Below are 25,999 nucleotides of genomic sequence, written 5' to 3'. Positions count from 1 at the left end.
CGGCGCATCCTCTGACACATACAGCGACGCAACTGTGTCAGACCGCTCACGACATTCGACAGCCATAGGCCCCTGCCTGCGCAGGGGTGACGGCGGTTAGGCCTGCGGCGGCACCGGCCCGCGCGCCTTCAGTTCGTCGCGGATCTCACGCAGCAGCACCACCTCGGCAGGATCGGCGGCCGGCTCGGCATCGCCCGCGGCCTTTTCGCGCTCGACGGTCGCGATCAGCTTGTTGACGCTGCGCATCAGCAGGAAGACGATGAACGCGAGGATCAGGAAGTTGATCACGACGGTGATGAACTCGCCATAGCCCAGCAGCGGCACCCCCGCCGCCTTGAGCTGCGCATAGCTGGCGAGCGACCCCTTGTAGTCCGCAGGCACCGGCCCGAGCCGGATGAAATAGCTGGAGAAGTCGAAGCCGCCGAACAGCGCCCCGACGATCGGCATGATGACGTCGTCGGTCAGCGATTTGGTGATCGTCGCGAACGCGCCGCCGATGATGACGCCCACCGCCAGGTCCAGCACGTTGCCGCGCGCGATGAACGCCCGGAAATCCTTGAGCATGATCGGCTTCCTTCCCTGTTGCACGATGTGACCGAGGGTAGGCGCGGTTTTTCGCTTCGCCAAGCGCCGCCGCGCCGATAAACGGGCGGCATGACCCATCCGCACCGCGACGCCGCCTTTCCGCCCGAAACCGCCTGGGAAGGTCGCTATATCAAGGTCGTCAAGCAAGGCGGCTGGGAGTTCGTCGCCCGCCAGCGCGGCATCCAGGCGGCGGTGATCGTCGCGATCGACGACGCCGACCGCGTCGTGCTGGTCGAGCAATATCGCGTGCCGCTGGGGTGTCGCTGCCTCGAACTGCCCGCCGGGCTGATCGGCGACGAAAACGAGGGCGAGGCGGTCGCGGTCGGCGCGGCGCGCGAGTTGGAGGAGGAAACCGGCTATCGCGCCGGGCGGATCGAGGAGCTGGGCTTCTTCCATTCCTCGCCGGGGATGAACAGCGAGGGCTTCACGCTGGTGCGCGCGCACGATCTGGTCCGGGTCGGCGACGGCGGCGGCGAGGCCGACGAGGATATCGAGGTGCATCTGGTGCCCCGCACCGGGATCGCCGCCTTCGTCGCGCAGAAGCGCGCTGCGGGCGTGGCGATGGACGTCAAGATGCTGGTGCTGCTCGCGGATGCGTTGATCGCGTAAGCGTCGCGTCAACCACCGTCGCCCCTGCGCAGGCAGCGGCCTATGACTGTTTCGTCTGTCGGAGCGTTGGACACACCAAGCGCCGCGCCTGTGTCGAACCACGCTCATCAACTTGAGAGACATGGGCCCCTGCCTTCGCAGGGGCGACGGTGTTTGGGGCGAACCGCCATCCCGAATACGTCGCCCCGGACTTGATCCGGGTGTGGATGCACAATCGAAGTGCAACGGGAAGAAGGCCTCGGCTGGGGTTTGGAAGCCGAGGCATTTTCTTGGTGTATGGTTGTGTCTGGCAAGGATGGCGCCGAGCGTTTGCTGTGACAAGCCGTGGCGATCGGTTTTGCGGGGGATGTCGCGGCGGAGTCGTCCGATGGCGTTCTCGACGCCGCCCTTTTGCCACGGCGAGCGGGGATCGCAGAACCAGGTATCGAGCCCGAGCTGGCGTTCGATCTGTGGGTAGCGGGCGAATTCCGAGCCGTTATCGAAGGTAATGGATCGTCGTGCGCGCGGCGGGACCGCGCGCAGCATCCGCACGAGCGCGGCGGCGACGGGATCGGCCTTGAGGCTGTCCTGACGCACCGCGATGGTGAGCCGCGACGTGCGTTCGTGTGCGATGATCACCGCATGTCCGGGCTTGGAGAAGAGCATGGCGTCTGCCTCCCAATGCCCGGGTTCCTGGCGGGTGGCGACATGCGGCGGCCGATCGTGGATCGAGGGGCCGGTTCGGCGCGGCCATCCGCCTTTGGTGCGCCAGCCCCGCTTGTACTTGGCGCGCGGCAGATAATGCCGCCACCGCCGGTCGTTGGTGCGCTTGAGCTGGGCATGGACGAAGCGGTAGATCGTCTCGTGGCTGATGATCCGGTGGCCGGCCTCGCGGGCGAGGCGGCCTGAAACCTGCTCGGGCGACCAGCCGGCGGCGAGACGGTCGAGGATGTTTTCACGCAGCGCGTCCTCGCGCTCCAGCCGGCAGCCATGCCAGCGGCGAGCCTCGGCCTGCGCCCGCGCATAGCCGGGGCGGTATCCGATCCTGGCACCGGCATTGCGCTTCAACTCACGCGAGACGGTCGACGGCTCGCGATCCAGAGCTGCAGCGATTTTCCGGATCGATTGCCCGGCTTCATGAAGCCGGGCAATCGAACACCGTTCCTCAAGCGATAGCTGGCGATAGGTCGACATGGCCGCACCTGTTTCAGGTGTTGCACTTCGCTTGTGAACTCAGGGGGGTCCCGCTTCTTCTTGCCCGGATCGCCGAAAAGCAGCGGGGCCCCGGATCAAGTCCGGGGCGACGGCATCGCGTGCTGAAACGATGTCACCTCAACGAAAATTATCCGCGTAGCTCTGCAGCTTTAGCTTCTTCTCCGGCGTCGGGATCACCGTATACGCCAGCCCCTGTGCCTCGGCATAGGCGACCGCCGCCTCGCAGGTCGGGAAGAACAGCCGGATTTGGTCGCGCGTGTCGCCGCTCCCGGCCCAGCCGGTCAGCGGATCGGGGCGCTTCGGCTCGCCGGGCTCGAACTCCAGCTGCCACGTATCGGTGCGGGCCTTGCCGGACTGCATGGCGTTCTTGGGGCGCTGGTAGATGCGGGCGGTCTGCATGATGGCTTCCTCCTACGGCGCACGCGGCGAACAGGCAATGGTTCCCGCCGACATCGCGCGGCAATCTTGCGGGCCGGATCACGCCACCTATATCGCCCTTCGTCACACGCGGTTGCGCTGCCGTAACGGGGCGTGGCGGCGATGAAGTCACAAATATGCAGGGGCTAGGTAAAGCACTCATGGCAAAAGTTATCGGTATCGACCTCGGCACCACCAATTCGTGCGTGGCCGTGATGGAAGGCGGCAAGGCCAAGGTTATCGAGAATGCGGAAGGCGCGCGCACCACGCCGTCGATCGTCGCCTTCGCCAAGGATGGCGAGCGACTGATCGGGCAGCCCGCCAAGCGTCAGGCCGTCACCAATGGCGACAACACGATCTTCGCGGTGAAGCGCCTGATCGGCCGCCGCTTCGACGATCCGGTCACCAAGAAGGATACCGAGCTGGTCCCGTACAAGATCGTGCGCGGCAGCAATGGCGACGCCTGGGTCAGCGCGGGCGGCAAGGAATACAGCCCGTCGCAGATCAGCGCCTTCACGCTCCAGAAGATGAAGGAAACCGCCGAATCGTATCTCGGCGAGACGGTCACGCAGGCGGTCATCACCGTGCCCGCATACTTCAACGACGCGCAGCGTCAGGCGACCAAGGACGCCGGGCAGATCGCCGGGCTGGAAGTGCTGCGCATCATCAACGAGCCGACCGCGGCGGCGCTGGCCTATGGCCTCGACAAGCAGGACGGCAAGACGATCGCGGTCTATGACCTCGGCGGCGGCACGTTCGACGTCTCGATCCTCGAGATCGGCGACGGCGTGTTCGAGGTGAAGGCCACCAACGGTGACACCTTCCTGGGCGGCGAGGATTTCGACAACAAGATCGTCGAATATCTGGCCGAGGGCTTCAAGAAGGATGAGGGCATCGACCTCGCCAAGGACAAGCTCGCGCTGCAGCGGCTGAAGGAAGCCGCCGAGAAGGCGAAGATCGAGCTGTCCTCGGCGGCGTCGACCGAGGTCAACCTGCCGTTCATCACCGCCGACCAGAACGGCCCGAAGCATCTGGTGAAGACGATCACCCGCGCCGATCTGGAGCGGCTGGTCGAGGATCTCATCAAGCGCACGCTCGATCCGTGCAAGAAGGCGCTGGCGGATGCCGGCGTGTCGGCCAGCGAGATCAGCGAAGTGGTGCTCGTCGGCGGCATGACCCGCATGCCGCGCGTCCGTGAGGTCGTGAAGCAGTTCTTCGGCAAGGACCCGCACACCGGCGTCAACCCGGACGAGGTCGTCGCGATGGGCGCCGCCATTCAGGCCGGCGTGCTGCAGGGCGACGTCAAGGACGTGCTGCTGCTCGACGTGACCCCGCTGTCGCTGGGCATCGAGACGCTGGGCGGCGTGTTCACGCGCATGATCGACCGCAACACCACGATCCCGACCAAGAAGTCGCAGACCTATTCGACTGCCGATGACAATCAGCAGGCGGTGACGATCCGCGTCTTTCAGGGCGAGCGCGAGATGGCGGCGGACAACAAGCTGCTCGGCCAGTTCGACCTGCTCGGCATCCCCCCCGCCCCGCGCGGCGTGCCGCAGATCGAGGTGACCTTCGACATCGACGCCAACGGCATCGTGAACGTGTCCGCCAAGGACAAGGGCACCGGCAAGGAGCAGCAGATCCGCATCCAGGCCTCGGGTGGCCTGTCGGACGCCGACATCGACAAGATGGTCCGCGACGCCGAATCGTTCGCCGAGGAGGACAAGAAGCGCCGGGCGGCGGCCGAGGCGAAGAACAACGCCGAATCGCTGATCCACACCACCGAGCGTCAGCTCGCCGACAATGGCGACAAGGTCGACGAATCGCTGAAGGGCGAGATCCAGTCGGCGATCGACGCGGCCAAGGCAGCGGTCGAGGGCGGTGACCCGGAGCAGATGAACGAGAAGAGCCAGGCGCTGGCGCAGGTCGCGATGAAGCTCGGTCAGGCGATCTACGAGAAGCAGCAGCAGGCCGATGCCGCGCCGCAGGGCGAGGCGGGTGCCGAAGAGGCCAAGAAGGACGACGTGGTCGACGCCGAATTCTCGGAAGTCGACGAGCAGAAGTAATGAAACGCCCTCCCTCTCCCCTGCGGGGAGAGGGTCGGGGTGAGGGGTAGTGAGGCAGGGTGGTCATGCAACAGGCGATAGCGTGCGTGGCCGCCCCTCACCCAACCCTCTCCCCACAGGGGAGAGGGCTAGAAGTGCCAGCATGACCGAAATCGACTATTACGAGCTGCTCGAATGCGAGCGCACCGCCGATGCGGCGACGATCAAATCGTCGTACCGCAAGCTCGCGATGAAGTACCACCCCGACAAGAACGCCGGGTGCAAGGACTCCGAGGCGAAGTTCAAGGCGGTCAGCGAGGCGTACGATTGCCTCAAGGACCCGCAGAAGCGCGCGGCCTATGATCGCTTCGGCCATGCCGCGTTCCGCAACGGTGGCGGCGGGCATCAGGCGCAGGATTTCGGCGGCTTCTCCGATATCTTCGAAAGCGTGTTCGGCGAATTCATGGGCGGCCAGCGCGGCGGGGGGCGGCAGCAGACGCGCCGCGGCGCCGACCTGCGCTACGACATGGAGATCACGCTGGAAGAGGCGTTCCATGGCAAGGAGACGGAGATCACCGTCGATATCTCCGCGCCCTGCGACACCTGCCACGGCACCGGATCGAAGCCCGGCACGCACGCGCACACCTGCCAGCATTGCCACGGCCACGGCAAGGTGCGCGCGCAGCAGGGCTTTTTCGTGGTCGAGCGCGCCTGTCCGCTCTGCCACGGCTCGGGGCAGGTCATCACCGATCCGTGCGGCGATTGCCGCGGCGAGGGTCGCGTCGAGAAGACCAAGACGCTCGCCGTCTCGGTGCCGCCCGGCGTCGACGAAGGCACGCGCGTCCGGCTGACCGGCGAGGGCGAGGCGGGCGCGCGCGGCGCACCGGCCGGCGACCTCTACATCTTCCTCCACGTCAAGCGGCACGCGCTGTTCGAGCGCGAGGGCACGACGTTGTTCGCGCGCGCGCCGATCAGCTTCACCACCGCCGCGCTCGGCGGGACGATGTCGATCCCCGGGCTCGACGGCAAGCGCCACGAGGTGAAGATCCCGGCCGGCATCCAGTCGGGCAAGCAGCTCCGCCAGCGCGGTGCCGGGATGCCGGTGCTGCAAGGCCGCGGCCACGGCGATCTGGTCATCCAGATCGACGTCGAGACCCCGACCAAGCTCAGCACGCGCCAGCGTGCCTTGCTGGAGGAGTTCCGCGAAACCGAGACCGGCGAGGAATGCCCGCAGAGCCAGGGCTTCTTCTCGCGGCTGAAGAGTGTCATTGCGGGCGAATGACCGATCCTGAAGAAAACGCGCCTCCGGAATCCAACGCGCCAGCGTCTCAACATTCGCAACATTCGGCGTCCGACGCGGGGGCGCAACATTGCGGCCTCGTCGCGGTGGTCGGCGCGCCGAACGCCGGAAAGTCGACGCTGGTCAATGCGTTGGTCGGGCAGAAGGTCGCGATCGTCAGCCCCAAGGCGCAGACGACGCGCACCCGGCTGATGGGCGTGGCGATCGAAGGCGATACGCAGCTGCTGCTGGTCGACACGCCCGGCATTTTCGAGCCGAAGCGCCGCTTCGACCGCGCGATGGTGTCGGCGGCATGGGGCGGGACCGAGGGCGCGGACGTGATCGCGCTGGTCGTCGACGGCAAGGGCGGGCTCGGCCCCAAGGTGACCGAGATCGCCGAGGCGCTGAAGGGCCGGCCCGAGCCGATCTATCTCGTGCTCAACAAGGTCGACCTCGCCGACAAGCCCAAGTTGCTGCTTCACGCGGAGAAGCTCAACGCGCTGCTACCGTTCGCGGAGACGTTCTTCATCTCCGCGCAGACCGGCGACGGCGTCGCGCATTTCAAGCGCGAGCTGGCCAAGGCGCTGCCCGCCGCGCCGTGGCATTATCCCGAGGATCACGTCTCCGACGCGACCGAGCGCGCGATGGCCGCCGAGGTGACGCGCGAGCAATTGTACCTGCAACTCCACGCCGAGCTGCCCTACGCCAGCGTCGTCGAGACCGAGAAGTTTACCGACCGCGCGGACGGCTCGACCGAAATCCACCAGCAGATCATGGTCGAACGCACCTCGCAGCGCGCGATCGTGCTCGGCAAGGGCGGCGCGCGGATCAGGGAGATCGGCGCGAAGGCACGCGCCGAGCTGGCGGTGCTGCTCGACCGCCCGGTGCATCTATACCTGCACGTGAAGGTCAAGCCCGGCTGGGACGAGGACCGCGGCGTCTACCGCGATCTCGGCCTCGACTGGGTGGAGTGACGCCTGGCCCCCCCCACCGTCGCCGCTGCGCAGGCCGGGGCCCATGTCTCTCTCCGCCGGTATGACCCTGATGGCGAACGCTGAGGCACAACCATTTGCCGCCACCCCGGCGAACGCCGGGGTCCAGTCACGCAGCGTACCTGGTTATCCGGCGCAGTCCCTCAACTGGGCCCCGGCCTTCGCCGGGGTGGACGTCGCGCAAATCGGCGGGCGACGTGCTCAAGGCACGAGGACTTGCCCACCCCTCATGACAGCGCCCGCAACCGCAGGCATGTAATTGAAATGGCGCTCCTCACCCGCCTCCGCACCGTCCTCGCCGAGGAACGCTGGGACTATGCCCCCCACGAGCGTCCGGTCATGCCCGGCTCGCCGGGCTCGCCCGACCACCCGCGCCGCCGCAAGCTCGCCTATGCTTTGGTCGCGATTCTCGTCGGGCTGACCAGCGGCTTCGGCAATGCCCTGGTCAGCGCGAACACCTTCACGCTGGCGGGCGCGCTCGGGCTCGATCCGGCCGAGATCGCGTGGCTGCCGACGGTCTATGTGATGACCAACGTCAGCATCAACCTGCTGCTCATCAAGTTCCGCCAGCAATTCGGGCTGCGGCCGTTTGCGATCATCTTCCTGTCGCTGTACCTGCTGCTGACGCTCGGGCATTTGTTCGTGCGCGATTTCTGGTCGGCGGTGCTGGTGCGCGGCGCCAGTGGCATGGCTGGCGCAGCGCTCAACACCTTCGCGCTCTACTATCTGATGCAGGCGTTCCCCGCCAAATGGCGGCTGCGCGCGATCGTGCTGGGGATCGGCATCCCGCAGCTCGCCACCCCGCTCGCGCGATTGTTCTCGCCCGAATTGCTGTCGATGAGCCAGTGGCGGACGCTCTATCTGTTCGAGCTCGGTCTGTCGGCGCTCAGCCTCGCCGCCGTCCTCGCCTTCCGCCTGCCGCCGACGACGCGGCAGAAGGCGTTCGAGAAGCTCGACTTCGTCACCTTCGCCTTGTTCGCCGGGTCGATGGGGCTGTTCGCGGCGGTGCTCGGGCTCGGGCGCTACGTCTGGTGGACGCAATCGGCGTGGATCGGCTGGGCGCTGCTCGGCGCGATCCCGATGCTGGCGGCAGCGCTCATCATCGAGCATCACCGCGCCAATCCGTTGCTCAACACGCGTTGGCTCGGCAGCGCCGACATCATCCGCTTCGCGGTCGTGACGTTGATGGCGCGGATCGTGCTGTCCGAACAGACCTATGGCGCGGTCGGGCTGCTGACCGTGCTCGGGCAGAACAACGACCAATTGGTGCCGTTCTTCACGATCATCTTCCTCGCCACCGTCGCGGGGTTCGTCATCAGCGCGATCACGCTCGACCCGACCAAGCTCGCACATCCGGTGATGCTCGCGATCGGGCTCGTCGCGATCGCCGCATGGGTCGATTCCTATTCGACCAGCCTGACGCGCGCGCCACAACTTTACGCGACGCAGGCGACGATCGCCTTCGCCGGCGCCTTCTTCCTCGGTCCGTCGCTGTTGTTCGGGATGACGCGCGCGCTGCAACAAGGCGCCGGACACGTCATCAGCTTCCTCGCGCTGTTCGGCGTGCTCAACTCGATCGGCGGGCTCGCCGGCACCGCGATCCTCGGCACGTACCAGGTGGTCCGCGAGAAGGCGAACAGCGCCGCGCTGGTGCAGGCGATCGACCCGACCGACCCGATCGTCCAGGCCCGCCTCCAGTCGGGCGCGAGTGGCGTCGCACGCGTCGTCGGCGATCCGACGCTGCGCAGCGCCGAGGGCGGCGCGCTGCTGTCGCAAGCCGCGACGCGCGAGGCGAACGTGCTCGCCTATGACGACATGTTCCGGTTGATCGCGGTGCTCGCGGCGCTCACCTTCTTCTATCTTCTGTTCCTCCTGCTGCGCCGTTCGTGGCGCGCGCGCGTTCAGGCCACCGCATGACCGATAGTCGTTCCCCCGTTGCCCCCGACCCCGTCACCGAGGAGAAATTGGCCGAAGACGCCGCCGCCGCGGCCCCTGCCCCGCCCGCCGGATCCGGGTGGCGCCCGCCCGCGCTGTCGCGCACCGCGGTCGCGCTGATCCTGCTGCTCGCGGTCGCCGGGATCGCTGCGGTGCTCGCTGCATGGCGGGTATGGCCGTTCACCACCGCGTACGAGTCGACCGACAATGCCTATGTCCGCGGCCGCACGACGGTGATCGCCCCGCAGGTGTCGGGCTACGTCACCCGCGTGCTGGTCCGTGACTTCGAGAATGTGAAGGCCGGCCAGCCGCTCGTCACGATCGACGACCGTATCTACGCGCAGCGCGTCGAACAGGCGCAGGCGCAGGTCGAGACCGCGCAGGCGACGCTCGCCAACGCCACCCAGACCGCCGCCAGCCGACAGGCGTCGTTCGGCGCGCAGGGTGCGGCGGTCGCCAACGCCCGCGCGCAGCTGATGCGCGCACAGGCCGACATGAACCGCGTCAACGATCTCGTCACTGACGGCTCGGTGTCGTTGCGCGAACGCGACCAGACCCTCGCCGCGCTGCGACAGGCGCAGGCGCAGCTGAATCAGGCCGAGGCCGCGCAGGAGATCGCGCGACAGGACATCCGCACCGTCGAGGTCGGGCGCGGCGGCCAGCAGGCCGGCGTGTCGGGCGCGCGCGCCGCGCTGCGCCTCGCGAGGATCGACTTCGCCAACACCGTGATCCGCGCCCCGGAAGCGGGCCGACTGAGCGAAGTCGGGGTGCGCGTCGGGCAATATGTGACCGCCGGATCGCAACTGATGTTCCTCGTGCCGCCCGAAACGTGGGTGATCGCCAATTTCAAGGAAGCGCAGACCGCGCGGATCTCGGTCGGGCAGCGCGCCAGCTTCACCGTCGACGCGCTCGCCAACGCGCGGCTCACGGGCCGCGTCGAGCGGATCTCGCCCGCCGCCGGCAGCGAGTTCGCGGTGCTCAAGTCCGACAACGCCACCGGCAATTTCACCAAGGTGCCGCAGCGGATCGCGGTGCGCATCCGCGTCGACCCCGGCCAGCGGCTCGCCGAGCGGCTGCGCCCCGGCATGTCGGTGCAGGCGCGGGTCGACACCGATGGTGTGCCGAGCCCGCAATGAGCAGGACCCGCGCGCTGTTACTCCCGCTGTTGCTGGCAGGCTGCGCCCTGCCGGGCGCGCGCCGCGCCGCGCCGGAGAGCGCGGCAGTCGTGCCGCCCCCGGCGTGGCGCAACGCTTTGCCGGTCGGTGGCCCGGTACAGGCCGGCTGGTGGCAGGGGTTCGGCGACCCGGTGCTGACCGCGCTGGTGGACAGGGCGCTGGCCAACAATCTCGACATCCAGACCGCCGCCGCGCGCGTCGAGGAAGCGCGCGCCGCCGAGGCACTGGCGCGCGCGCAATTGCTCCCGCAGGTCGGCGGCGCGGTGCCCGAGACGCAGGGGCAGCAGATCAGCGCGCTCGGCACCACCGCGCGCTCGGCCGCGGTGCAGCCGGGGTTGACGCTCAGCTACGATCTCGACCTGTTCGGGCGCCTGCGGCAGGCGACCCGCGCGGCGCGCGCGCAACTGCTCGCCACCGAAGCGGCGGCGGATACGGTGCGGCTCGCGGTCGCGGCCACCACCGCGCAGGGCTACATCACCTTGCGCGCGCTCGACCATCGGCTGGCGATCGCGCGCGATACGCTCGCGGCGCGCGCCGAGGCGCTGCGGATCGCGCAGCGGCGCTTCGAGGCCGGCTATACCTCGCGGCTCGAATACCGGCAGGCGCAGGCCGAATATGCCAGCACCGCGCAGCTCGTCCCCACCGCCGAACTCGCGATCACCCGCGCCGAAAATGCGCTGGCGCTGCTGACCGGCGACGTGCCGCGCGCGATCGACCGCGGGGTGACGCTCGAGCGGCTCGCCACCCCGGCGATCCCCGACGGACTGCCCGCCGACCTGCTCCGCCGCCGCCCCGACCTGTTTCAGGCCGAACAGACGCTGGTCGCCGCCGACCGCTCGCTCGACAGCCAGCGTGCGGCGATGCTCCCGAATCTCTCGCTGACCGGCGCGGCGAACCTCGTCCTCTCGACCGCGCTCGCGCAGCCGGAGCTGGTGTTCTCGCTCGGCGCCAGCATCCTCGGCCCGATCTTCGACGGCGGGCGGCTGCGCGCGCAGGAACGCGGCGCGACCGCGCGGCGCGATCAGGCCGCGTTCGCGTATCGCCGCACCGCGCTGACCGCGTTCCGCGAGGTCGAGGATGCGCTGGCCGGCGTGCGCCGCACCGGCGAGCAGGCGCAGGCGCTGTCGGAGCAGGTCGCGGCGTCGCGCGGCGCGCTCCAGAACGCCACCAACCGCTACCGTGCGGGCTATTCCAGCTATATCGAGCAGCTAGATGCACAACGCACGCTACTGACCGCCGAACTGTCGCTGGCGCAGGCGCGCGCCGATCGGCTCAACAGCTATGTCGCATTGTATCAGGCGATGGGCGGCGGCTGGTCGCGCGCCGATGTGGCGACGGTGGAGCGGTGACGCCATCCTTCGTCATTCCCGCGAAGGCGGGAATCCAGAACCTCTGACGTTTGTGACCCTTGCGAAAACCTGCGCGTCTGGATTCCCGCCTGCGCGGGAATGACGGGAGCGTTCACGGCAATCCCGCGATCTTGTCGCCGTCCGGCTCCTCCGCCTCGATGACGTCGGCACCCTCCACCACCGGCGGCTGCTTCGACAGCGACGTCAGCAGGTAGAAGACCAGATTGCTCCCCTGCGTCAGCGCGCCGCCTGCGAGCAGCAACCCCGCCATCGCCTCGCGCGGGCCGTGGATCGTCCCGCTCATTTCCAGCGCGGCACTGAGGAACAGCAGGTCGCGGTTCGGGATCACCGGCAATCGCGAGATCACCATCTGTGCGGTCAGGAACACCAGCCAGACGCTCCACGGCTCCTGCGGCAACACGACCGCCCATTGCGTCGCCTGCAACAGGACGGTGGCGACGATCCGCGCGCTGTGGATCGCCATGACCTGCGCCATCCGGCGCGCGGGCATCGCGATCAATTGCCGGCGCAGGCGAAACAACAGGGGCGCGACGAAGATCGTCCCCAACACACCGGCGATCAGCAGTGCCGGACCGGGATCCAGCCATTTGGCGATGCGCCGCGCGTCACCCGCCAGCGCAAAAGCGATCAGCAGCATCAGCGTCACGCCCCCGGAGGCGAGCGCGGACAGGATCGCATTGTCCTTCAGCCCGATCGCGATCGTCCTCTTGGACAGGCCGATGGTGCGTCGCAGCCAGACGAATAGATATAGCTCACCCGAATAACCGACCAGCGCACTGTTGAGGATGCGCTTGCGGATATAGATCGGAAAGCCGCCGGGCAGCGGTCGCGCGAAGATCGTGCGGAACACCGCGATCTCCGACGCCGGCAGGATCAGGAAGCCTATGACGAACAGGATGTAGAATAACGGATTGACCGGCAGGCTGGCGACCACGTCGCGCCAGCCGATCGCGCGGACCTTCAACACCATCCACGCGATCATGCCGACGAAGAAGGCGATCCGCGCCACCTTGCCCGCGACCTTCGCGCCCGAGCTTTCCGCCAGCGTGCGCCAGCGTTCGAGACGGTGCTCCAGCATCGCTGTGACGCGTCAGAAGATACCGAGCGCGCGCGATTCCGCGTAGAAGGCGTCGAACGACGCCTGCTGCCGCGGCGTCAGGCGGAATTGCGAGTAATTGGCGGTGGCGCCGAACAGCTTGCGGATGTTCCACTCGATGACGTGCTGCGGGCGCAGCGCCACCCGCCGGGTGAAGTGGTTGCGTTCCCACGTATTGCTGCCGTGGAAACAGCGGATCAGCAGCCCGGCCCATTCGGCCCCCATCGTCACGACGCCGCGCTTCACCCATGCGTCGCGGAAGGTGCTGTCCTCGCCCTTGCGCTCGGAGGGATAACGGATGCTGTCGTCGCGAACGTGCAGGATCGTGCTCGGCGCACCGCCCTGGATGTAACCGACATACGGCCGCTCCAGCCACGCCGGATCGTCGAGATGGACGAGCGTCGCGGTGGTCCAGCACGCCGCCTTGCCCCCCAGCACCTGCTGCTGGCGCGACAGACGTTCCGGGTCGAACCAGTCGTCATCGTCCCAATGCGACATCAACGCACCGCGCGCGATGTCGAGCGACAGGTTGCGCAGGTCGCCCAGCGTGCGCGCCGGATCCTTGACCAGCCGGTGGTGGATCAGCCGCTCGGGCGGAATTGCGGCGAGGATCGGCGTGTAATCCTCCTCGCCGTCGTCGACGATCACCATCTCGCGATTGGGGTAATCCTGCGCAAGGAAACAATTGATCGACCGCTCCGCCAGCTTGCGGCGATTGGCGGTGACCATCAGGCACGAAATGCGCGGACCGTCGTCGTTGAAGGGCGCGATCATGCGTGCGCTCCCGCGTGCTGGGCAGGAGCCCGCGAACCGGCTACCAGCGACCACTGCATGACGCGTATCATCTTCATCCTCAGCTATCCCACCTACGTCAGCGTCGCCGACCAGGCCGAATGGCTGGCGTGGAACAATCGCGATCGTCGGATGCCCGCTATATTATCGGCGATGGGGGTGGAAGTCGAGTTATGGGGGATAGGGCGCACACCGCAGGTGGTTGAGGCGGCGGGCGATGCCGGCACGCGCTACACCATTCGGCTGTTCGGCGCCGACAATCCGCGCCGCGCGCCGCGCGAACATGTCAGCGCCGCGATGCTGGCGGCGGCACGCGCCGCGAGCGACGCGCTGTTCGTCGTGATCGGCACCAACGGCGGGATCGGCTATCATCTGTACGACCGGCTGCTGAAGCCGGACGCGCGGCGCTATGCGGTCATCATCGGCGGTGACTACTGGAGCCGGTTGCTGCCGCACGCGAAGATGGTCTTCCCCGAATCGGCGTTTCAAGAAGATGCGCTGGCCCATCCGCGCTTCTTCTGGCGCACGCCGATCCCGCGCACCCGCATGCTGCGGCTGCCCAAGGCGATCGACACCGATCTGTTCCATCCCGAAGCGCGCCCGGCCCGCTGGGACGTGATCGCGGTCAGCCGGCTGTCGCGGTGGAAGAGCTTCGACGAGGTCGGCGCGCTGTCGCAGCGTTACCGCGTCGCGGTGGCCGGTGGCGGGCCGGATGCAGCGGCGCTGGCGAAACGCTATCCCATGATCGACTGGCTTGGGCACGTGCCGCATCGCGACGTCCCCGGCCTGCTCCACCAATCGCACGTCTATTTCCACGCCGGTCGCCGCGACTATTTCCCGCGTGCGATCGTCGAGGCGATGGCATGCGGGAAGCCGGTGGTCGGTTTCGGCACGCGCATGGGCGATGACGTCATCCCCCCCGACTGCGGATTGCGCGTCGACCGTGCCAGCTTCGCCGCCGCGACCGCCGCGCTGCTCGACGATCCGGCGCGGATCGCGGCGATGGGCGCGGCGGCGCGGCGGCACGCGGTGGCGACACATGGGCTGGATAGCAGCGTCGCGGCCTGTCAGGTGCTCGCGGGGATGCTTCGGTGAACTGGTCGTTCGTCATCCCTTACTACAACGAGGCCGACTATCTGCCCGCGACGCTCCAGAGCCTCGCGGCGCAGACGTTGCGACCGTTCCGGCTGGTGCTGGTCGACAATGGTTCGACCGATACGTCGGCGGCACTTGCGCGCGACATCGGCGCGACGCTGGCCGATGTCGACGTGGTGCATTTGCACGAGCCTCGCCCGGGCAAGATTCATGCACTGGAACGCGGCCTCGCGGCGGTGACGACGCCGTTCGTCGCGTTCGGCGATGCCGACACGATCTACCCGCCGCATTATCTCGCCACCGCCGAGGCCGCCTTCGCGCCGGCGGTCGTGGCGGTAATGGCCACCGACGTGCCGGCCGACGACGCCGCGGCCGCCTTGCGTAAGCGACGCCACATCCAATGCGTCAGCCGGCTATGGCCGCGACAGACGCACACCGGCGGCTATGGCCAGACGTTCCGCACCGACGCGCTGCGCGCCGCCGGCGGCTATGGCGAACGGTGGTGGCGGTACGTGCTGGAGGATCACGAGATCATGCAGCGCGTCGGCAAGCACGGCCGGATCGTCTATCCGTTCGACCTGTGGTGCGTGCCGTCGCCCCGCCGCGCGGACCGCAGCGCCGTGAACTGGACGGTCACGGAGCGGCTGCTCTACCATTTCACCCCCGCGGCCGCGAAGGACTGGTACTTCTACCGCTTCCTCGGCCCGCGGCTCGCGGCGCGGCGGATGGACAACCTCAACCTGCGCGACAAGACGTGGCTGAGCTAACCTGTTATCAGCCGTCGCCCCTGCGCAGGCATAGGCCCATCTCTGCCGAATGATGTGGAGAGATTGACACATGACGGTCGGCCTATGTGTCGACCTCTTTCACTGACGATATAGACATGGGCCCCTGCCTGCGCAGGGGCGACGTGGATAAGCGTTTACATTTCCGGCTCCACCCCGCGCGCCAGCCGTCCGCGCGCATAATCGAGCGCGCGTCCGATGCCTTCGTCGAGCGGGATCGTCTGCACCCACCCCAATTCGTCCCTGATCCGCGACGCGTCCGAATAGCGTTCCGCGACCCCGACCGGCTTGCCCTCGGTCCCCAGCACCGGCGCGTCATAGCCCTCGATCGCAACCATCCGCGCCGCGAGGTCGAGGAAGCTGGTCGCCTTCCCCGATCCGATGTTGAACGCCCGCGCGTCGCTCACTCCGCGACACACCAGCAGGCACGCCGCGCACGCATCGTCGATATGCACGAAGTCGCGCGTCTGGTGCCCCGATCCCCACACCCGCACCGGGTCGCGCCGCGCCGCGACCCGCAGCGCGATCGCCGGGAACGGATAGACCACGTCCTGATCCTCGCCATAGCCCGAGAACGGCCGCACCACGCCGACGCTCAGCCCGTATTTCTCATGCGCGATCCGCCCGAGATACTCGCCGGTCAGCTTGCTCCAGCCATAGGTATAATCGGGCAGCCCCAGCCGCTTCTCGAACGAGATATCGTCCTCGCACAGCGCGCGGCTCTCGCCAGCTTCCTGCAGGTCGATCGGATAGGCCGCGCTGGACGAGGCGTAGAGGATGCGCGCCGGCCGCGCGACCTTCGCCGACCACAGGAAGAAGGTGCTGTCGATCGCCAGATCGATCCCGACCGCCAGCGGATCGTTGTCGATCACGTTGCGCCCGCCGACCACGCTGGCGAGGTGATAGACTTCGTCGAACGCGGGCAGCTTCGCCAACCCCAGCGATGGCGTCATCCCCAGTTCGGCCTGCGCCACCGCGACGAAATCGGCGCGGATGAACCGCACCACCGCATCGTGCCCGACGACCTCGTGGAATGCCACGCCGTCCTCATCGCCGACATGGCGAAGCTGCGGCACCTCCCAGTCGGCCGGCGCCTTGCCGGTCGACAGATCGTCGATGATCCAGACCTCGTTGCCGCCCTCCGCGGCCAGCCTGGCGACCAGATGGCGCCCCACGAACCCACAGCCCCCGGTCACCAGAACACGACGCGCCACTTCTGCCTCCATGCTTGCGGGGGTCGCGGTGCCACCCTAGCTTCGGTGGCGCAACCCACCCCCTTGTGTTGCCCAAAGGCAACACCATCTGACACCCAAGAGAAACAGGGCTTACAGATGAACCTAGAGAAATTCACCGACCGCGCACGCGGCTTCCTCCAATCCGCGCAAACCGTTGCGTTGCGCATGAACCATCAGCAGATCGCGCCCGAGCATCTGCTCAAGGCGCTGCTGGAAGACGAGCAGGGCATGGCTGCCGGGCTCATCACCGCTGCGGGCGGCGACGCACGCCGCGCGGTGAGCGAAGTTGACGCCGCGCTCGCCAAGATCCCCGCGGTCAGCGGCTCGGGCGCGCAGAACCAGCCGGGCCTGTCGGCGGATGCGGTGCGCGTGCTCGATCAGGCCGAGCAGATCGCCCAGAAGTCGGGCGATTCCTATGTCACGGTCGAGCGGCTGCTGGTCGCGCTCGCGCTCAGCCTCAACACCGCGGCCGGCAAGGCGCTCAAGACCGCCAATGCCTCGCCGGAGGCACTCAATGCCGCCATCACGCAATTGCGCGGCGGGCGCACCGCCGACACCGCCAGCGCCGAGGACCGCTACGACGCGCTCAAGAAGTTCGCGCGCGACCTGACGCAGGCGGCGCGTGACGGCAAGCTCGACCCGGTGATCGGCCGCGACGAGGAAATCCGTCGCACGATCCAGGTGCTCGCGCGCCGCACCAAGAACAATCCGGTGCTGATCGGCGAGCCGGGCGTCGGCAAAACCGCGATCGTCGAGGGCCTGGCGCTGCGCATCGCCAACGGTGACGTCCCCGACGGGCTCAAGGACAAGACGCTGATGGCGCTCGACATGGGCGCGCTGATCGCGGGCGCGAAATATCGCGGCGAGTTCGAGGAGCGGCTGAAGGGCGTCATCGACGAGGTCAAGCAGGCCGATGGCGACATCATCCTGTTCATCGACGAGATGCACACGCTGATCGGCGCGGGCAAGTCCGAGGGCGCGATGGACGCCGGCAATCTGCTCAAGCCCGCGCTGGCGCGCGGTGAGCTGCATTGCGTCGGCGCGACCACGCTCGACGAATATCGCAAGCACGTCGAGAAGGACCCGGCGCTGCAACGCCGCTTCCAGCCGGTGTTCGTCGGCGAGCCGACCGTCGAGGATACGATCAGCATCCTGCGCGGGCTCAAGGAGAAGTACGAGCTGCACCATGGCGTGCGGATCACCGACGGTGCGCTGGTGTCGGCGGCGACGCTCAGCAACCGCTACATCACCGATCGCTTCCTCCCCGACAAGGCAATCGACCTCATGGACGAGGCCGCGAGCCGGCTGCGCATGGAGGTGGAGAGCAAACCCGAGGAAATCGAGACGCTCGACCGCCGCATCCTGCGGCTCAAGATCGAGCGCGAGGGACTGAAGCGTGAGACCGATGCCGCATCGCTCGACCGGCTCGACACACTGGAAGGCGAACTCGCCAATCTCGAACAGCAATCCGCCGAGCTGACGACGCGCTGGCAGGCCGAGAAGGACAAGATCGCGGGCGAGGCGAAGCTGAAGGAACAGCTCGACGCCGCGCGGCTCGAACTCGAACAGGCGCAACGGCAGGGCGATCTCGCCAAGGCAGGCGAGCTGTCCTACGGGCGCATCCCCGCGCTGGAGAAGCAGCTGGCCGATGCGCAGGCGACCACGCAGGGCGCGATGCTGCGCGAGGAAGTGACCGCCGATGACATCGCTGGCGTCGTCAGCCGCTGGACCGGCGTGCCGGTCGACCGGATGCTGGAGGGCGAGCGCGAGAAGCTGCTGCGCATGGAGGAAGTGCTCGGCAAGCGCGTGATCGGTCAGGCCGATGCGGTGCGCGCCGTCTCCACCGCGGTGCGCCGCGCGCGCGCCGGGTTGCAGGACCCGAACCGGCCGCTGGGCAGCTTCCTGTTCCTCGGGCCGACCGGCGTCGGCAAGACTGAGCTGACCAAGGCGCTCGCCGAATTCCTGTTCGACGATCCCAGCGCGATGGTGCGGATCGACATGAGCGAGTTCATGGAGAAGCACGCCGTCGCGCGGCTGATCGGTGCCCCGCCGGGCTATGTCGGCTATGAGGAAGGCGGCGTGCTGACCGAGGCGGTGCGGCGTCGCCCCTATCAGGTCGTGCTGTTCGACGAGGTCGAGAAGGCGCATGGCGACGTGTTCAACGTGTTGCTTCAGGTGCTCGACGACGGCCGGCTGACCGATGGTCAGGGGCGCACGGTCGATTTCTCGAACACGCTCATCATCCTGACCTCGAACCTCGGCAGCCAGTATCTGGCGAACATGCCCGACGATGCGCCGGTGGAGAGCGTCGAGCCGCAGGTGATGGAGGTGGTGCGCGCGCACTTCCGGCCGGAGTTCCTCAACCGGCTGGACGAGATCATCCTGTTCCACCGGCTGGGGCAGGCGCACATGGGGCCGATCGTCGACATACAGGTCGGGCGCGTCGGCAAGCTGCTGGCGGATCGCAAGGTCACGCTCGACCTCACTGATGCCGCGCGTGCGTGGCTCGGGCGTGTGGGGTACGACCCGGTCTATGGCGCGCGCCCGCTCAAGCGTGCGGTGCAGCGCCACCTGCAGGACCCGCTCGCCGAGCTGATCCTGCGCGGCGAGGTGAAGGACGGCGCGACCGTCCATGTCGACGAGGGCGACGGCAAGCTGGCGCTGTCGGTGAATTGACCGGGCGCTCGGGCGGGGTGGGTACACAACCCTCCCCGCCCTTCCCCACCCACCCTTCCCCACCCACCCTTCGTCATCCCCACCCTTCGTCATTCCCGCCCTTCGTCATCCCCGCGAAGGCGGGGATCCAGACGCGCAGGTCTTCGCAAGGGTCGGGACGTCAGAGGTTATGGATTCCCGCCTTCGCGGGAATGACGAAGGTCGCCGGAATGACGAAGGTCGCGGGGATGACGGTAGGCACCGGGTAACCTCGATGACCGAAACTCCTGCCATCTAGGGCCGCCCCTGGCACACCTTGTCACGCCCACAAGCCTTGCGCGGCGCAGGCGCCGGTGCCATTTGCCCTTCCGAACGATCCATTTTGGGTGAGGATTTCCTTCGGTTGCGCTCGCCCGCACGGCGCTGCGCTGCGCCCGAAACGATCACGAGCGATGATCTCCCGACGCGAACGGGTCGGGGGCCTGTCGTCATAGCGGAAAGACTCCCCGATGCAGACCAACCCGCCCACTTCCGGCGTCACCCGCCGCAACCTTCTAGGCGCCAGCCTCGCCGCCGGCACGGCCGCGCTCGCGCCCACCGCGCGTGCCGCGGCGACCGAGCGCAAGGTCGACGTGCTGCTCATCGGCGGCGGGATCATGAGCGCGACGCTGGGCGTGCTGCTCACCCAGCTCGAACCCGGCTGGTCGATCGACTTGGTCGAGCGGCTCGATACCGTCGCCGACGAAAGCTCGAACGGCTGGAACAACGCCGGCACCGGCCATTCCGCCTTGTGCGAGCTGAACTATACCCCGGTCAACGCCGCCGATGGCCGCGTGGAGATCGCCAAGGCGATCGAGATCAACGAACAATTCCAGATCACCCGCCAATTCCTGTCGTCGCAGGTGAAGGCCGGGGTGCTCGGCAACCCGCGCAGCTTCATCAATTCCACCCCGCACATGAACCTCGTCTGGGGTGACGAGAATGTCGCCTTCCTGCGCAAGCGCTACGAGGCGCTCGGCGCAAGCCCGCTGTTCTCGGGCATGGAATTCACCAACGACCCCGCGCGGATCGCTGAGTGGGTGCCGCTGATGATGGAGGGCCGCGCCCCCGGTCAGAAGCTCGCCGCGACGCGCTCCCCGCTCGGCACCGATTGCGACTGGGGCGAGGTGACGCGGCAATATATCGCGTCGCTCCGCAAGCGGCCAAACTTCACGCTCACCACCGGGCACGAGGTACGTTCGCTGGAGCGCAACACCGACGGCACGTGGCGCGTCACCGCGCGCGGCATGAAGGACGACAGCGAGCAGGTGATCACCGCGCGCTTCGTCTTCGCCGGGGCGGGCGGCGGCGCGCTGCCGATCCTGCAGAAGTCGGGCATTCCGGAAGCGGACGATTATGCCGGCTTCCCGGTCGGCGGGTCGTTCCTCGTCACCGAAAATCCGGCGGTGGCCAAGCGCCATCTCGCCAAGGTCTATGGCAAGGCCGCGACCGGATCGCCGCCGATGTCGGTCCCGCATCTCGACACGCGCTATCTGAACGGCAAGCAGGTATTGCTGTTCGGCCCGTTCGCGACCTTCTCGACCAAGTTCCTGAAGCAAGGCTCGTATTTCGACCTGCCCGCGTCGGTGACGCTCGACAACTTCCGCCCGATGCTCGCCGTCGGCTGGGACGATTTCGACCTCGTCGAATATCTCGCCGGGCAGCTCATCATGAATGACGCCGATCGGATGAACGCGCTGCGCGAATATCTGCCGGGCGCGAAGGATGACGACTGGCGGCTGTGGCAGGCCGGGCAGCGCGTGCAGATCATCAAGCGCGATCCGAAGAAGGGCGGCGTGCTCAAGCTCGGCACCGAGATCGTCGCCGCGAAGGACGGCTCGATCGCGGCGCTGCTCGGCGCATCGCCCGGCGCGTCGACCGCCCCGTCGATCATGCTCGACCTGCTCAAGAAGGTCTTCGCCGACCGGCTCGCGACCCCGGCGTGGCAACAGCGTATCCGAGCAATCGTCCCCAACTATGGCACGCCGCTCAACACGCAGCCCGATCTGCTCGCACGCGAATGGGCCGCGACCGCCGAAACGCTGCAACTGACGATCGCCCCGCCGGCCGTCCATGTCGCGTCGCAGCCCGCGCCGGCCGCAACGCGCGTCAAGCCGGATCGTCATCCCGATCTGGCGCTGTAACGTCGGCCCGGACCGGGGGAGCGGTACGGAAAAACTCCGCCCTCCCCCTGCCGCCGCGCGCGCTTTCGTGCGAAGGGGATTTGTCCGACACAATCCCCGGCAGAGTGACCAAGCATGACCAGCATCGGCATCTATGGCAGCAACGGTCGCATGGGCCGCGCGATCGCCACGATCGCGGCCGCCGAGGGCGTGACGGTTGCCGGCGGCGGCGATGCGGGCAGCGATCCGTTCCCCGTCGCGCACGCGGCCGATGTTCTGGTCGATTTCTCGACACCGGCCGCGCTCGAATCGCATTTGACGGCGGCAATTTCGGCGCGAACGCCGATCGTGATCGGCACCACCGGGCTGCTCGCGACGCACCAGACGTTGATCGAACGCGCCGCGGAATCGGTCGCGGTGCTCCAGACCGGCAATACCTCGCTCGGCGTGACGCTGTTGAGCGTCCTGGTGCGCGAGGCCGCGGCACGGCTCGGCGCGGATTGGGACATTGAAATCACCGAGATGCACCACCGCCATAAGGTCGACGCCCCCTCCGGCACCGCGCTGCTGCTCGGCGAGGCCGCGGCGGCGGGGCGCAACACCCGGCTCGCGGAGGTCCGCGTCGACAGCCGCGCCGGGCTGGTCGGCGCGCGCAGCGAAGGAACCATTGGTTTCGCGAGCTTACGTGGCGGATCGGTGGTCGGCGACCACAATGTCATCTTCGCGGGCGAAGGCGAGCGGATCGAGATCGGCCACCGCGCCGACGACCGCACGATCTTCGCGCGCGGCGCGGTGAAAGCCGCGCTGTGGCTCGCTGGCCGCGCACCGGGGCGCTACGCAATGGCCGAGGTGCTCGGGCTTTGAAGAAGGCCGACATTCTCGAATTCTACCGCCGTCTCGCCGAAGCCAATCCGCACCCTGAAACCGAGCTGGAATCGGTCAACGACTACACGCTGCTGGTGGCGGTCGTGCTCTCGGCGCAGGCGACCGACGCGGGCGTCAACAAGGCGACCCGCGCGCTGTTCGCGACGGTCGACACGCCGCAGAAGATGCTCGACCTGGGGCTCGACGCGCTCAAGCAGCACATCCGCACGATCGGGCTGTTCAACACCAAGGCCAAGAACGTCATCGCCTTGTCGCAGGCCCTTGTCGACGAACATGGCGGCCAAGTCCCCGCCAGCCGCGAGGCGCTGGAGAAGCTGCCCGGCGTCGGGCGCAAGACCGCCAACGTCGTGATGAACGTCGCGTTCGGCGCGGAGACGTTCGCGGTCGACACGCACATCTTTCGTGTCGGCAATCGAACCGGGCTCGCCAGGGGCAAGACGGTGCTGGCGGTCGAGAAGCGACTCGATGCCGCCACCCCCGCGCCGTTCCGCGTCCATGCGCATCACTGGCTGATCCTGCACGGGCGCTACGTCTGCAAGGCGCGCCGCCCCGAATGCTGGCGCTGCATCGTCGCCGACCTGTGCGCGTTCAAACCGAAGACACCACCCCCGCCGGCCCGCTCGGAGAGTTCATGATGCGCTTGTTGCCGGTCGCCGCCCTGCTGATCGCCGCACCGTCGTTGGCCCGTGACCGCGTCGCCGACCTACCGCCCGCGACGGTCGCCGGACCCTCGCGCACCTGCCTCTCGCTGGCGTCGATTGAGGAAACGCTGGTGCGAAGCGATCGGGTCATCGATTTCCGCACCTCCGATCGTCGCATGTACCGCGTCACCTTGTCGCACCGCTGCCCCGGCCTCGGCACCGAACGTCGCTTCGGCTATGCGACATCGATCGGGCAATTGTGCGCGCAGGATCTCATCACCGTCCTCTACGCCAGCGGTCCGATGCAGGGCGCGCGCTGCGGCCTCGCCCCCTTCCAGCCGGTGACGCTGCCCCGCTGACGATTTGCGATCAAAACGGGTAGCGCGACGCGGCGGTGCCTGCTAGGCGACGCAAATCGGCACCCGTAGCTCAGCTGGATAGAGCGCTGCCCTCCGAAGGCAGAGGCCACAGGTTCGAATCCTGTCGGGTGCGCCAGCTTTCCAAGGGAAAACGCTCAAGCCCCCGCCAATTCTTGCGAGAACACGCAGGAAAATGCGCTCCCAAAACCGGAACGCGCGTACAAAGCCCGTTCGGCCCACACCCGCGAGCACGTTGATCGCGAGGGTGCAATCATCTTGATTTCGTGACGCTCAAACGGTCGGCCGGTCGGCTGCGATAGATTCGCCGATCCCCACTCCCCACCCCCGAGCGCGCGCCGATCTGCCCGGCACGCTCGCGCATCACTCCACAAAATAGCTGGTCGTCGTCACGTGGTGCAGCGTGTGGATCGTCACGCCGCCGTGCTGCTGCTCGCCATCGTCGCGCGCCGCGGCGGTCAGCAGGTAACGCCCCTTCCCCGACGAAGGGACCGCCACTTCGCCCCGCTCGTCGGTGCGCAGCTTGCGGGTTTCGCGCGCCGGCGTCACGAGCGTGACCTCGGCACCGCCCAGCGGCTGGCCGTGGCGGACGACCGTAAACCGATCTGCGGACGCCGCCCCCGGAACGATCTCGAACGGCAACATCGCCCTCGGCTCACGTCGACCAGCACGCGCATAATAGACGATCGCCTCTCGCTTGGTGGCGGGGCCCCATGCGGGGAAGACGGCGTCGTCGATCGCACGCACGTCGTCGGTGCCGGCAGCCACCTCGATATGGTCGGTGCGGCGAACCATCGCCGCTTGCGACGACGGGATCAGTCGCGGCGCTTTCAGTTTCGCAAACTCCGGATCACCGCCGGCCGGCACCGGCTCAGCCGGCTCGCCAAGATAGATCCGGGCGGGAGCGTTCCCGTTGCGCTCGATCCAAACCTCGTGCGCCGCCGCAAGCGTCGAGGTGCCGAGCAAGGCGGCGGCGAGGATTGGCTTGATCATACCTTGTCTCCAACGAAGCGGTCAGTCGCCCTATTTCCCCAAGAACGGTAATAGGATGACTGCCGTACTGCACATGGCTATCATTCGCAACCTCACGCGTTGCGGTCGACGACCGGCGAGACACAGCTGCGCTCGCCCAGGGCCGACGGGCAACCAACGCTGGCCGCGGCAACGCTGGTTTCGGCGATCCGTGGTGCGAGCTGCACCCGCCGACCGCGACGCATCGTATCCCCGAGCTGCCATGGTTACCGACCAAGTGGCGGAGCACTGACCTCGCCCCACCGTCGAATAGACCTCTCAGCCAATTTCACGCCAATGATCGTTGCCCGTGACCTGAATCGGGACAGGACAATGGTGTCGAAGCGGCCCGGCATCGTTGCCCGCAGCACCTTTGCTCTCCGCCATCCTGCGGCCAAGTCGTCGGGTCGCGGAATATTTACCTTGTTCTCGACCGTCCGCTGCCCGCACTGACGAGACCGCGACTCCGGCGGATTGTTTCTTGACGTCAAAGCTTTGACCGGCTCAATGATGGTTCTGTGAAACCGCGATGACGCGCGGCAGAACTCTCCTAGAGGTGATTCTTGGTCGAAAGTAGCGCCGAGAAGGCGATCGCCAGAGCCGCGAGCGTGCTGGCGGGCAAGCTGCCGCAAGTACGCCAGATTTCGCGCAAGAGTTACGTACTCCGCAAGAATCTGACGACAAGGAAGATCCTCAATCTGGCGTCGCTCGCTTATTGCTTCGTGCGGGGGAAGACCGACGGCAAAGGCGTGCCCTTTCACATGAAAGTGGACGTCACGCCGCGGTGCCAGCTTAGCTGCCCGGTCTGCTTCCACGGCCAGCTGCAGAAATCCGAGCGGAACAAGCTGCCGAAAGCGATGGATTTGCAGATGTTCACGCAACTCGTCGATCAGGTGCGCGGCCGGACGCATGTCATGGCCCTGTACAACCTCGGGGAGCCGTTGCTGAACAAAGCGCTGATCCCGATGATCAAATACGCTCATGCGGCCAATATCAACACGTATATCACGTCGAATTTCAGCTTCCCTCTTTCGGATGCCGCCCTGCTTGAGCTTCTGAATTCGGGCCTGACCTCGCTCATCATCGCCGTCGATGGCATATCCGATACGACGTTCGGGCAGCAGCGGATCGGCGGCAACTGGAAAGCCGTCTCCGAAAATCTCGCGCGGCTCGGAACGCTCAAGAAGCCGGCGGGTCTGCAAATCACCCTTCAGTACATCGTTTTCGATCACAACAGACATGAACTGGATGAGGTCGAAGGGTTTTGCAGGAAACTGGGCATCGATCTGGTCGTGTTCGAGGGATCGACGACACCGTGGCTGATCCAGTTCAAGCCACGTGACGGCTGGAAGCCGCGCGCCAAGAAGACGCTGCCGCGTTGTGCATGGCCGTTCTTCTCGGCACTCGTCGGGTCGGACGGCAATGTTTACGGCTGCTGCAATTATCGGATGGACGAGGTCAACGACAGGAACGTCGATGCACGCCCGCTGGGGAGCATCGCGACCCACTCCATCGCCGATATCTACAAGGGGGAGCGATACCGGGAGGCGCGGCGTCTCGTCACCAATCCTCCGGCATCGGGGCCGAGCGTCGGCCACTTCTGCCATGGCTGTTCGGTCATCCAGGAATAAATCGATCAATCGTTAACCATCAGCCGCTACCGC

The 25,999-nt window shown here is 67.3% G+C and carries 22 protein-coding genes and 1 tRNA gene; 17 read left to right on the top strand and 6 right to left on the bottom strand.

Annotated elements, in window-relative coordinates; genetic code table 11:
• Nucleotides 1–96: 96 nt before the first annotated feature.
• Nucleotides 97–564, bottom strand: a complete 468-nt coding sequence (mscL, locus tag PGN12_07920; GenBank protein MEH3103819.1) for a large conductance mechanosensitive channel protein MscL — start codon at nt 562–564, stop codon at nt 97–99.
• A gap of 90 nt (nt 565–654) precedes the next feature.
• On the opposite strand from mscL, the gene PGN12_07915 reads away from it, so the two are divergent.
• Together PGN12_07915 and PGN12_07910 are read left to right on the top strand one after the other, a co-directional pair.
• Entirely contained in the window at nt 655–1,194 is a 540-nt protein-coding gene (locus PGN12_07915; protein MEH3103818.1) for an NUDIX domain-containing protein, read from the top strand.
• A gap of 324 nt (nt 1,195–1,518) precedes the next feature.
• The gene (locus PGN12_07910; GenBank protein ID MEH3103817.1) at nt 1,519–2,082 is read left to right on the top strand and encodes a hypothetical protein; all 564 of its coding nucleotides are present in this window, start codon (nt 1,519–1,521) and stop codon (nt 2,080–2,082) included.
• Between the two features lie 423 nt (nt 2,083–2,505).
• Here the strand turns inward: PGN12_07910 and PGN12_07905 are convergent, their stop codons facing one another.
• On the bottom strand, nt 2,506–2,787 hold the full coding sequence (locus PGN12_07905) for an ETC complex I subunit (GenBank protein ID MEH3103816.1): 282 nt from the start codon (nt 2,785–2,787) through the stop codon (nt 2,506–2,508).
• Nucleotides 2,788–2,966: 179 nt separating this feature from the next.
• Between PGN12_07905 and dnaK the strand changes: the two genes are divergently transcribed.
• The 6 genes from dnaK to PGN12_07875 all read left to right on the top strand — a co-directional run bounded on the left by dnaK (nt 2,967) and on the right by PGN12_07875 (nt 11,580).
• Nucleotides 2,967–4,871, top strand: a complete 1,905-nt coding sequence (dnaK, locus tag PGN12_07900) for a molecular chaperone DnaK (protein ID MEH3103815.1) — start codon at nt 2,967–2,969, stop codon at nt 4,869–4,871.
• A gap of 142 nt (nt 4,872–5,013) precedes the next feature.
• Entirely contained in the window at nt 5,014–6,132 is a 1,119-nt protein-coding gene (dnaJ, locus tag PGN12_07895) for a molecular chaperone DnaJ (protein MEH3103814.1), read from the top strand.
• A complete protein-coding gene (gene era / locus PGN12_07890) occupies nt 6,129–7,103 on the top strand; it encodes a GTPase Era (GenBank protein MEH3103813.1) in 975 nt (324 codons plus the stop codon). The genes dnaJ and era overlap by 4 nt, the downstream gene beginning before the upstream one ends.
• Before the next feature lie 282 nt (nt 7,104–7,385).
• Nucleotides 7,386–9,038, top strand: coding sequence for an MFS transporter (locus PGN12_07885; GenBank protein MEH3103812.1), 1,653 nt, complete (start codon nt 7,386–7,388; stop codon nt 9,036–9,038).
• On the top strand, nt 9,035–10,192 hold the full coding sequence (locus PGN12_07880) for an HlyD family secretion protein (GenBank protein ID MEH3103811.1): 1,158 nt from the start codon (nt 9,035–9,037) through the stop codon (nt 10,190–10,192). The genes PGN12_07885 and PGN12_07880 overlap by 4 nt, the downstream gene beginning before the upstream one ends.
• Nucleotides 10,189–11,580: an efflux transporter outer membrane subunit gene (locus PGN12_07875; protein ID MEH3103810.1), complete on the top strand. Its 1,392-nt coding sequence runs from the start codon at nt 10,189–10,191 to the stop codon at nt 11,578–11,580. Before PGN12_07880 ends, PGN12_07875 begins: the two co-directional genes overlap by 4 nt.
• Nucleotides 11,581–11,692: 112 nt before the next feature.
• On the opposite strand, the gene PGN12_07870 is transcribed toward PGN12_07875, so the two are convergent.
• Nucleotides 11,693–12,679 carry a hypothetical protein gene (locus tag PGN12_07870; GenBank protein MEH3103809.1) on the bottom strand — a complete coding sequence of 329 codons (987 nt, stop codon included), beginning with the start codon at nt 12,677–12,679 and terminating at the stop codon, nt 11,693–11,695.
• A 12-nt stretch (nt 12,680–12,691) separates the two neighbouring features.
• Nucleotides 12,692–13,471 carry a glycosyltransferase family 2 protein gene (locus PGN12_07865; GenBank protein ID MEH3103808.1) on the bottom strand — a complete coding sequence of 260 codons (780 nt, stop codon included), beginning with the start codon at nt 13,469–13,471 and terminating at the stop codon, nt 12,692–12,694.
• Between the two features lie 57 nt (nt 13,472–13,528).
• Here PGN12_07865 and PGN12_07860 point away from each other — a divergent pair, with 57 nt between their 5' ends.
• Together PGN12_07860 and PGN12_07855 are read left to right on the top strand one after the other, a co-directional pair.
• Complete coding sequence (locus tag PGN12_07860; GenBank protein MEH3103807.1) at nt 13,529–14,584, top strand: glycosyltransferase; 1,056 nt, start codon at nt 13,529–13,531, stop codon at nt 14,582–14,584.
• A complete protein-coding gene (locus PGN12_07855; GenBank protein MEH3103806.1) occupies nt 14,581–15,351 on the top strand; it encodes a glycosyltransferase family A protein in 771 nt (256 codons plus the stop codon). The genes PGN12_07860 and PGN12_07855 overlap by 4 nt, the downstream gene beginning before the upstream one ends.
• Nucleotides 15,352–15,506: 155 nt before the next feature.
• On the opposite strand, the gene PGN12_07850 is transcribed toward PGN12_07855, so the two are convergent.
• A complete protein-coding gene (locus PGN12_07850; protein ID MEH3103805.1) occupies nt 15,507–16,583 on the bottom strand; it encodes an NAD-dependent epimerase/dehydratase family protein in 1,077 nt (358 codons plus the stop codon).
• A gap of 117 nt (nt 16,584–16,700) precedes the next feature.
• Between PGN12_07850 and clpB the strand changes: the two genes are divergently transcribed.
• The 6 genes from clpB (at nt 16,701) to PGN12_07820 (ending at nt 23,442) form a co-directional block, all read left to right on the top strand.
• Nucleotides 16,701–19,280, top strand: coding sequence for an ATP-dependent chaperone ClpB (gene clpB / locus PGN12_07845; protein MEH3103804.1), 2,580 nt, complete (start codon nt 16,701–16,703; stop codon nt 19,278–19,280).
• A 488-nt stretch (nt 19,281–19,768) separates the two neighbouring features.
• Nucleotides 19,769–21,442, top strand: coding sequence for a malate dehydrogenase (quinone) (gene mqo / locus PGN12_07840; protein MEH3103803.1), 1,674 nt, complete (start codon nt 19,769–19,771; stop codon nt 21,440–21,442).
• Nucleotides 21,443–21,556: 114 nt separating this feature from the next.
• A complete protein-coding gene (dapB, locus tag PGN12_07835; GenBank protein MEH3103802.1) occupies nt 21,557–22,285 on the top strand; it encodes a 4-hydroxy-tetrahydrodipicolinate reductase in 729 nt (242 codons plus the stop codon).
• A complete protein-coding gene (gene nth / locus PGN12_07830; protein MEH3103801.1) occupies nt 22,282–22,941 on the top strand; it encodes an endonuclease III in 660 nt (219 codons plus the stop codon). Before dapB ends, nth begins: the two co-directional genes overlap by 4 nt.
• Complete coding sequence (locus tag PGN12_07825; GenBank protein MEH3103800.1) at nt 22,938–23,306, top strand: hypothetical protein; 369 nt, start codon at nt 22,938–22,940, stop codon at nt 23,304–23,306. Before nth ends, PGN12_07825 begins: the two co-directional genes overlap by 4 nt.
• A gap of 59 nt (nt 23,307–23,365) precedes the next feature.
• Nucleotides 23,366–23,442, top strand: a tRNA-Arg gene (locus PGN12_07820).
• 245 nt (nt 23,443–23,687) lie between these two features.
• Here the strand turns inward: PGN12_07820 and PGN12_07815 are convergent.
• On the bottom strand, nt 23,688–24,317 hold the full coding sequence (locus PGN12_07815; protein MEH3103799.1) for a DUF4198 domain-containing protein: 630 nt from the start codon (nt 24,315–24,317) through the stop codon (nt 23,688–23,690).
• Between the two features lie 581 nt (nt 24,318–24,898).
• On the opposite strand from PGN12_07815, the gene PGN12_07810 reads away from it, so the two are divergent.
• Nucleotides 24,899–25,966 carry a radical SAM/SPASM domain-containing protein gene (locus PGN12_07810; GenBank protein ID MEH3103798.1) on the top strand — a complete coding sequence of 356 codons (1,068 nt, stop codon included), beginning with the start codon at nt 24,899–24,901 and terminating at the stop codon, nt 25,964–25,966.
• Nucleotides 25,967–25,999 lie beyond the last annotated feature (33 nt).

It is taken from the genome of Sphingomonas phyllosphaerae, assembly GCA_036946405.1.
GTDB lineage: Bacteria > Pseudomonadota > Alphaproteobacteria > Sphingomonadales > Sphingomonadaceae > Sphingomonas > Sphingomonas phyllosphaerae_D.
Note: the sequence above shows the minus strand (reverse complement) of the source record. Positions and strands in the feature narration are given on the sequence as shown.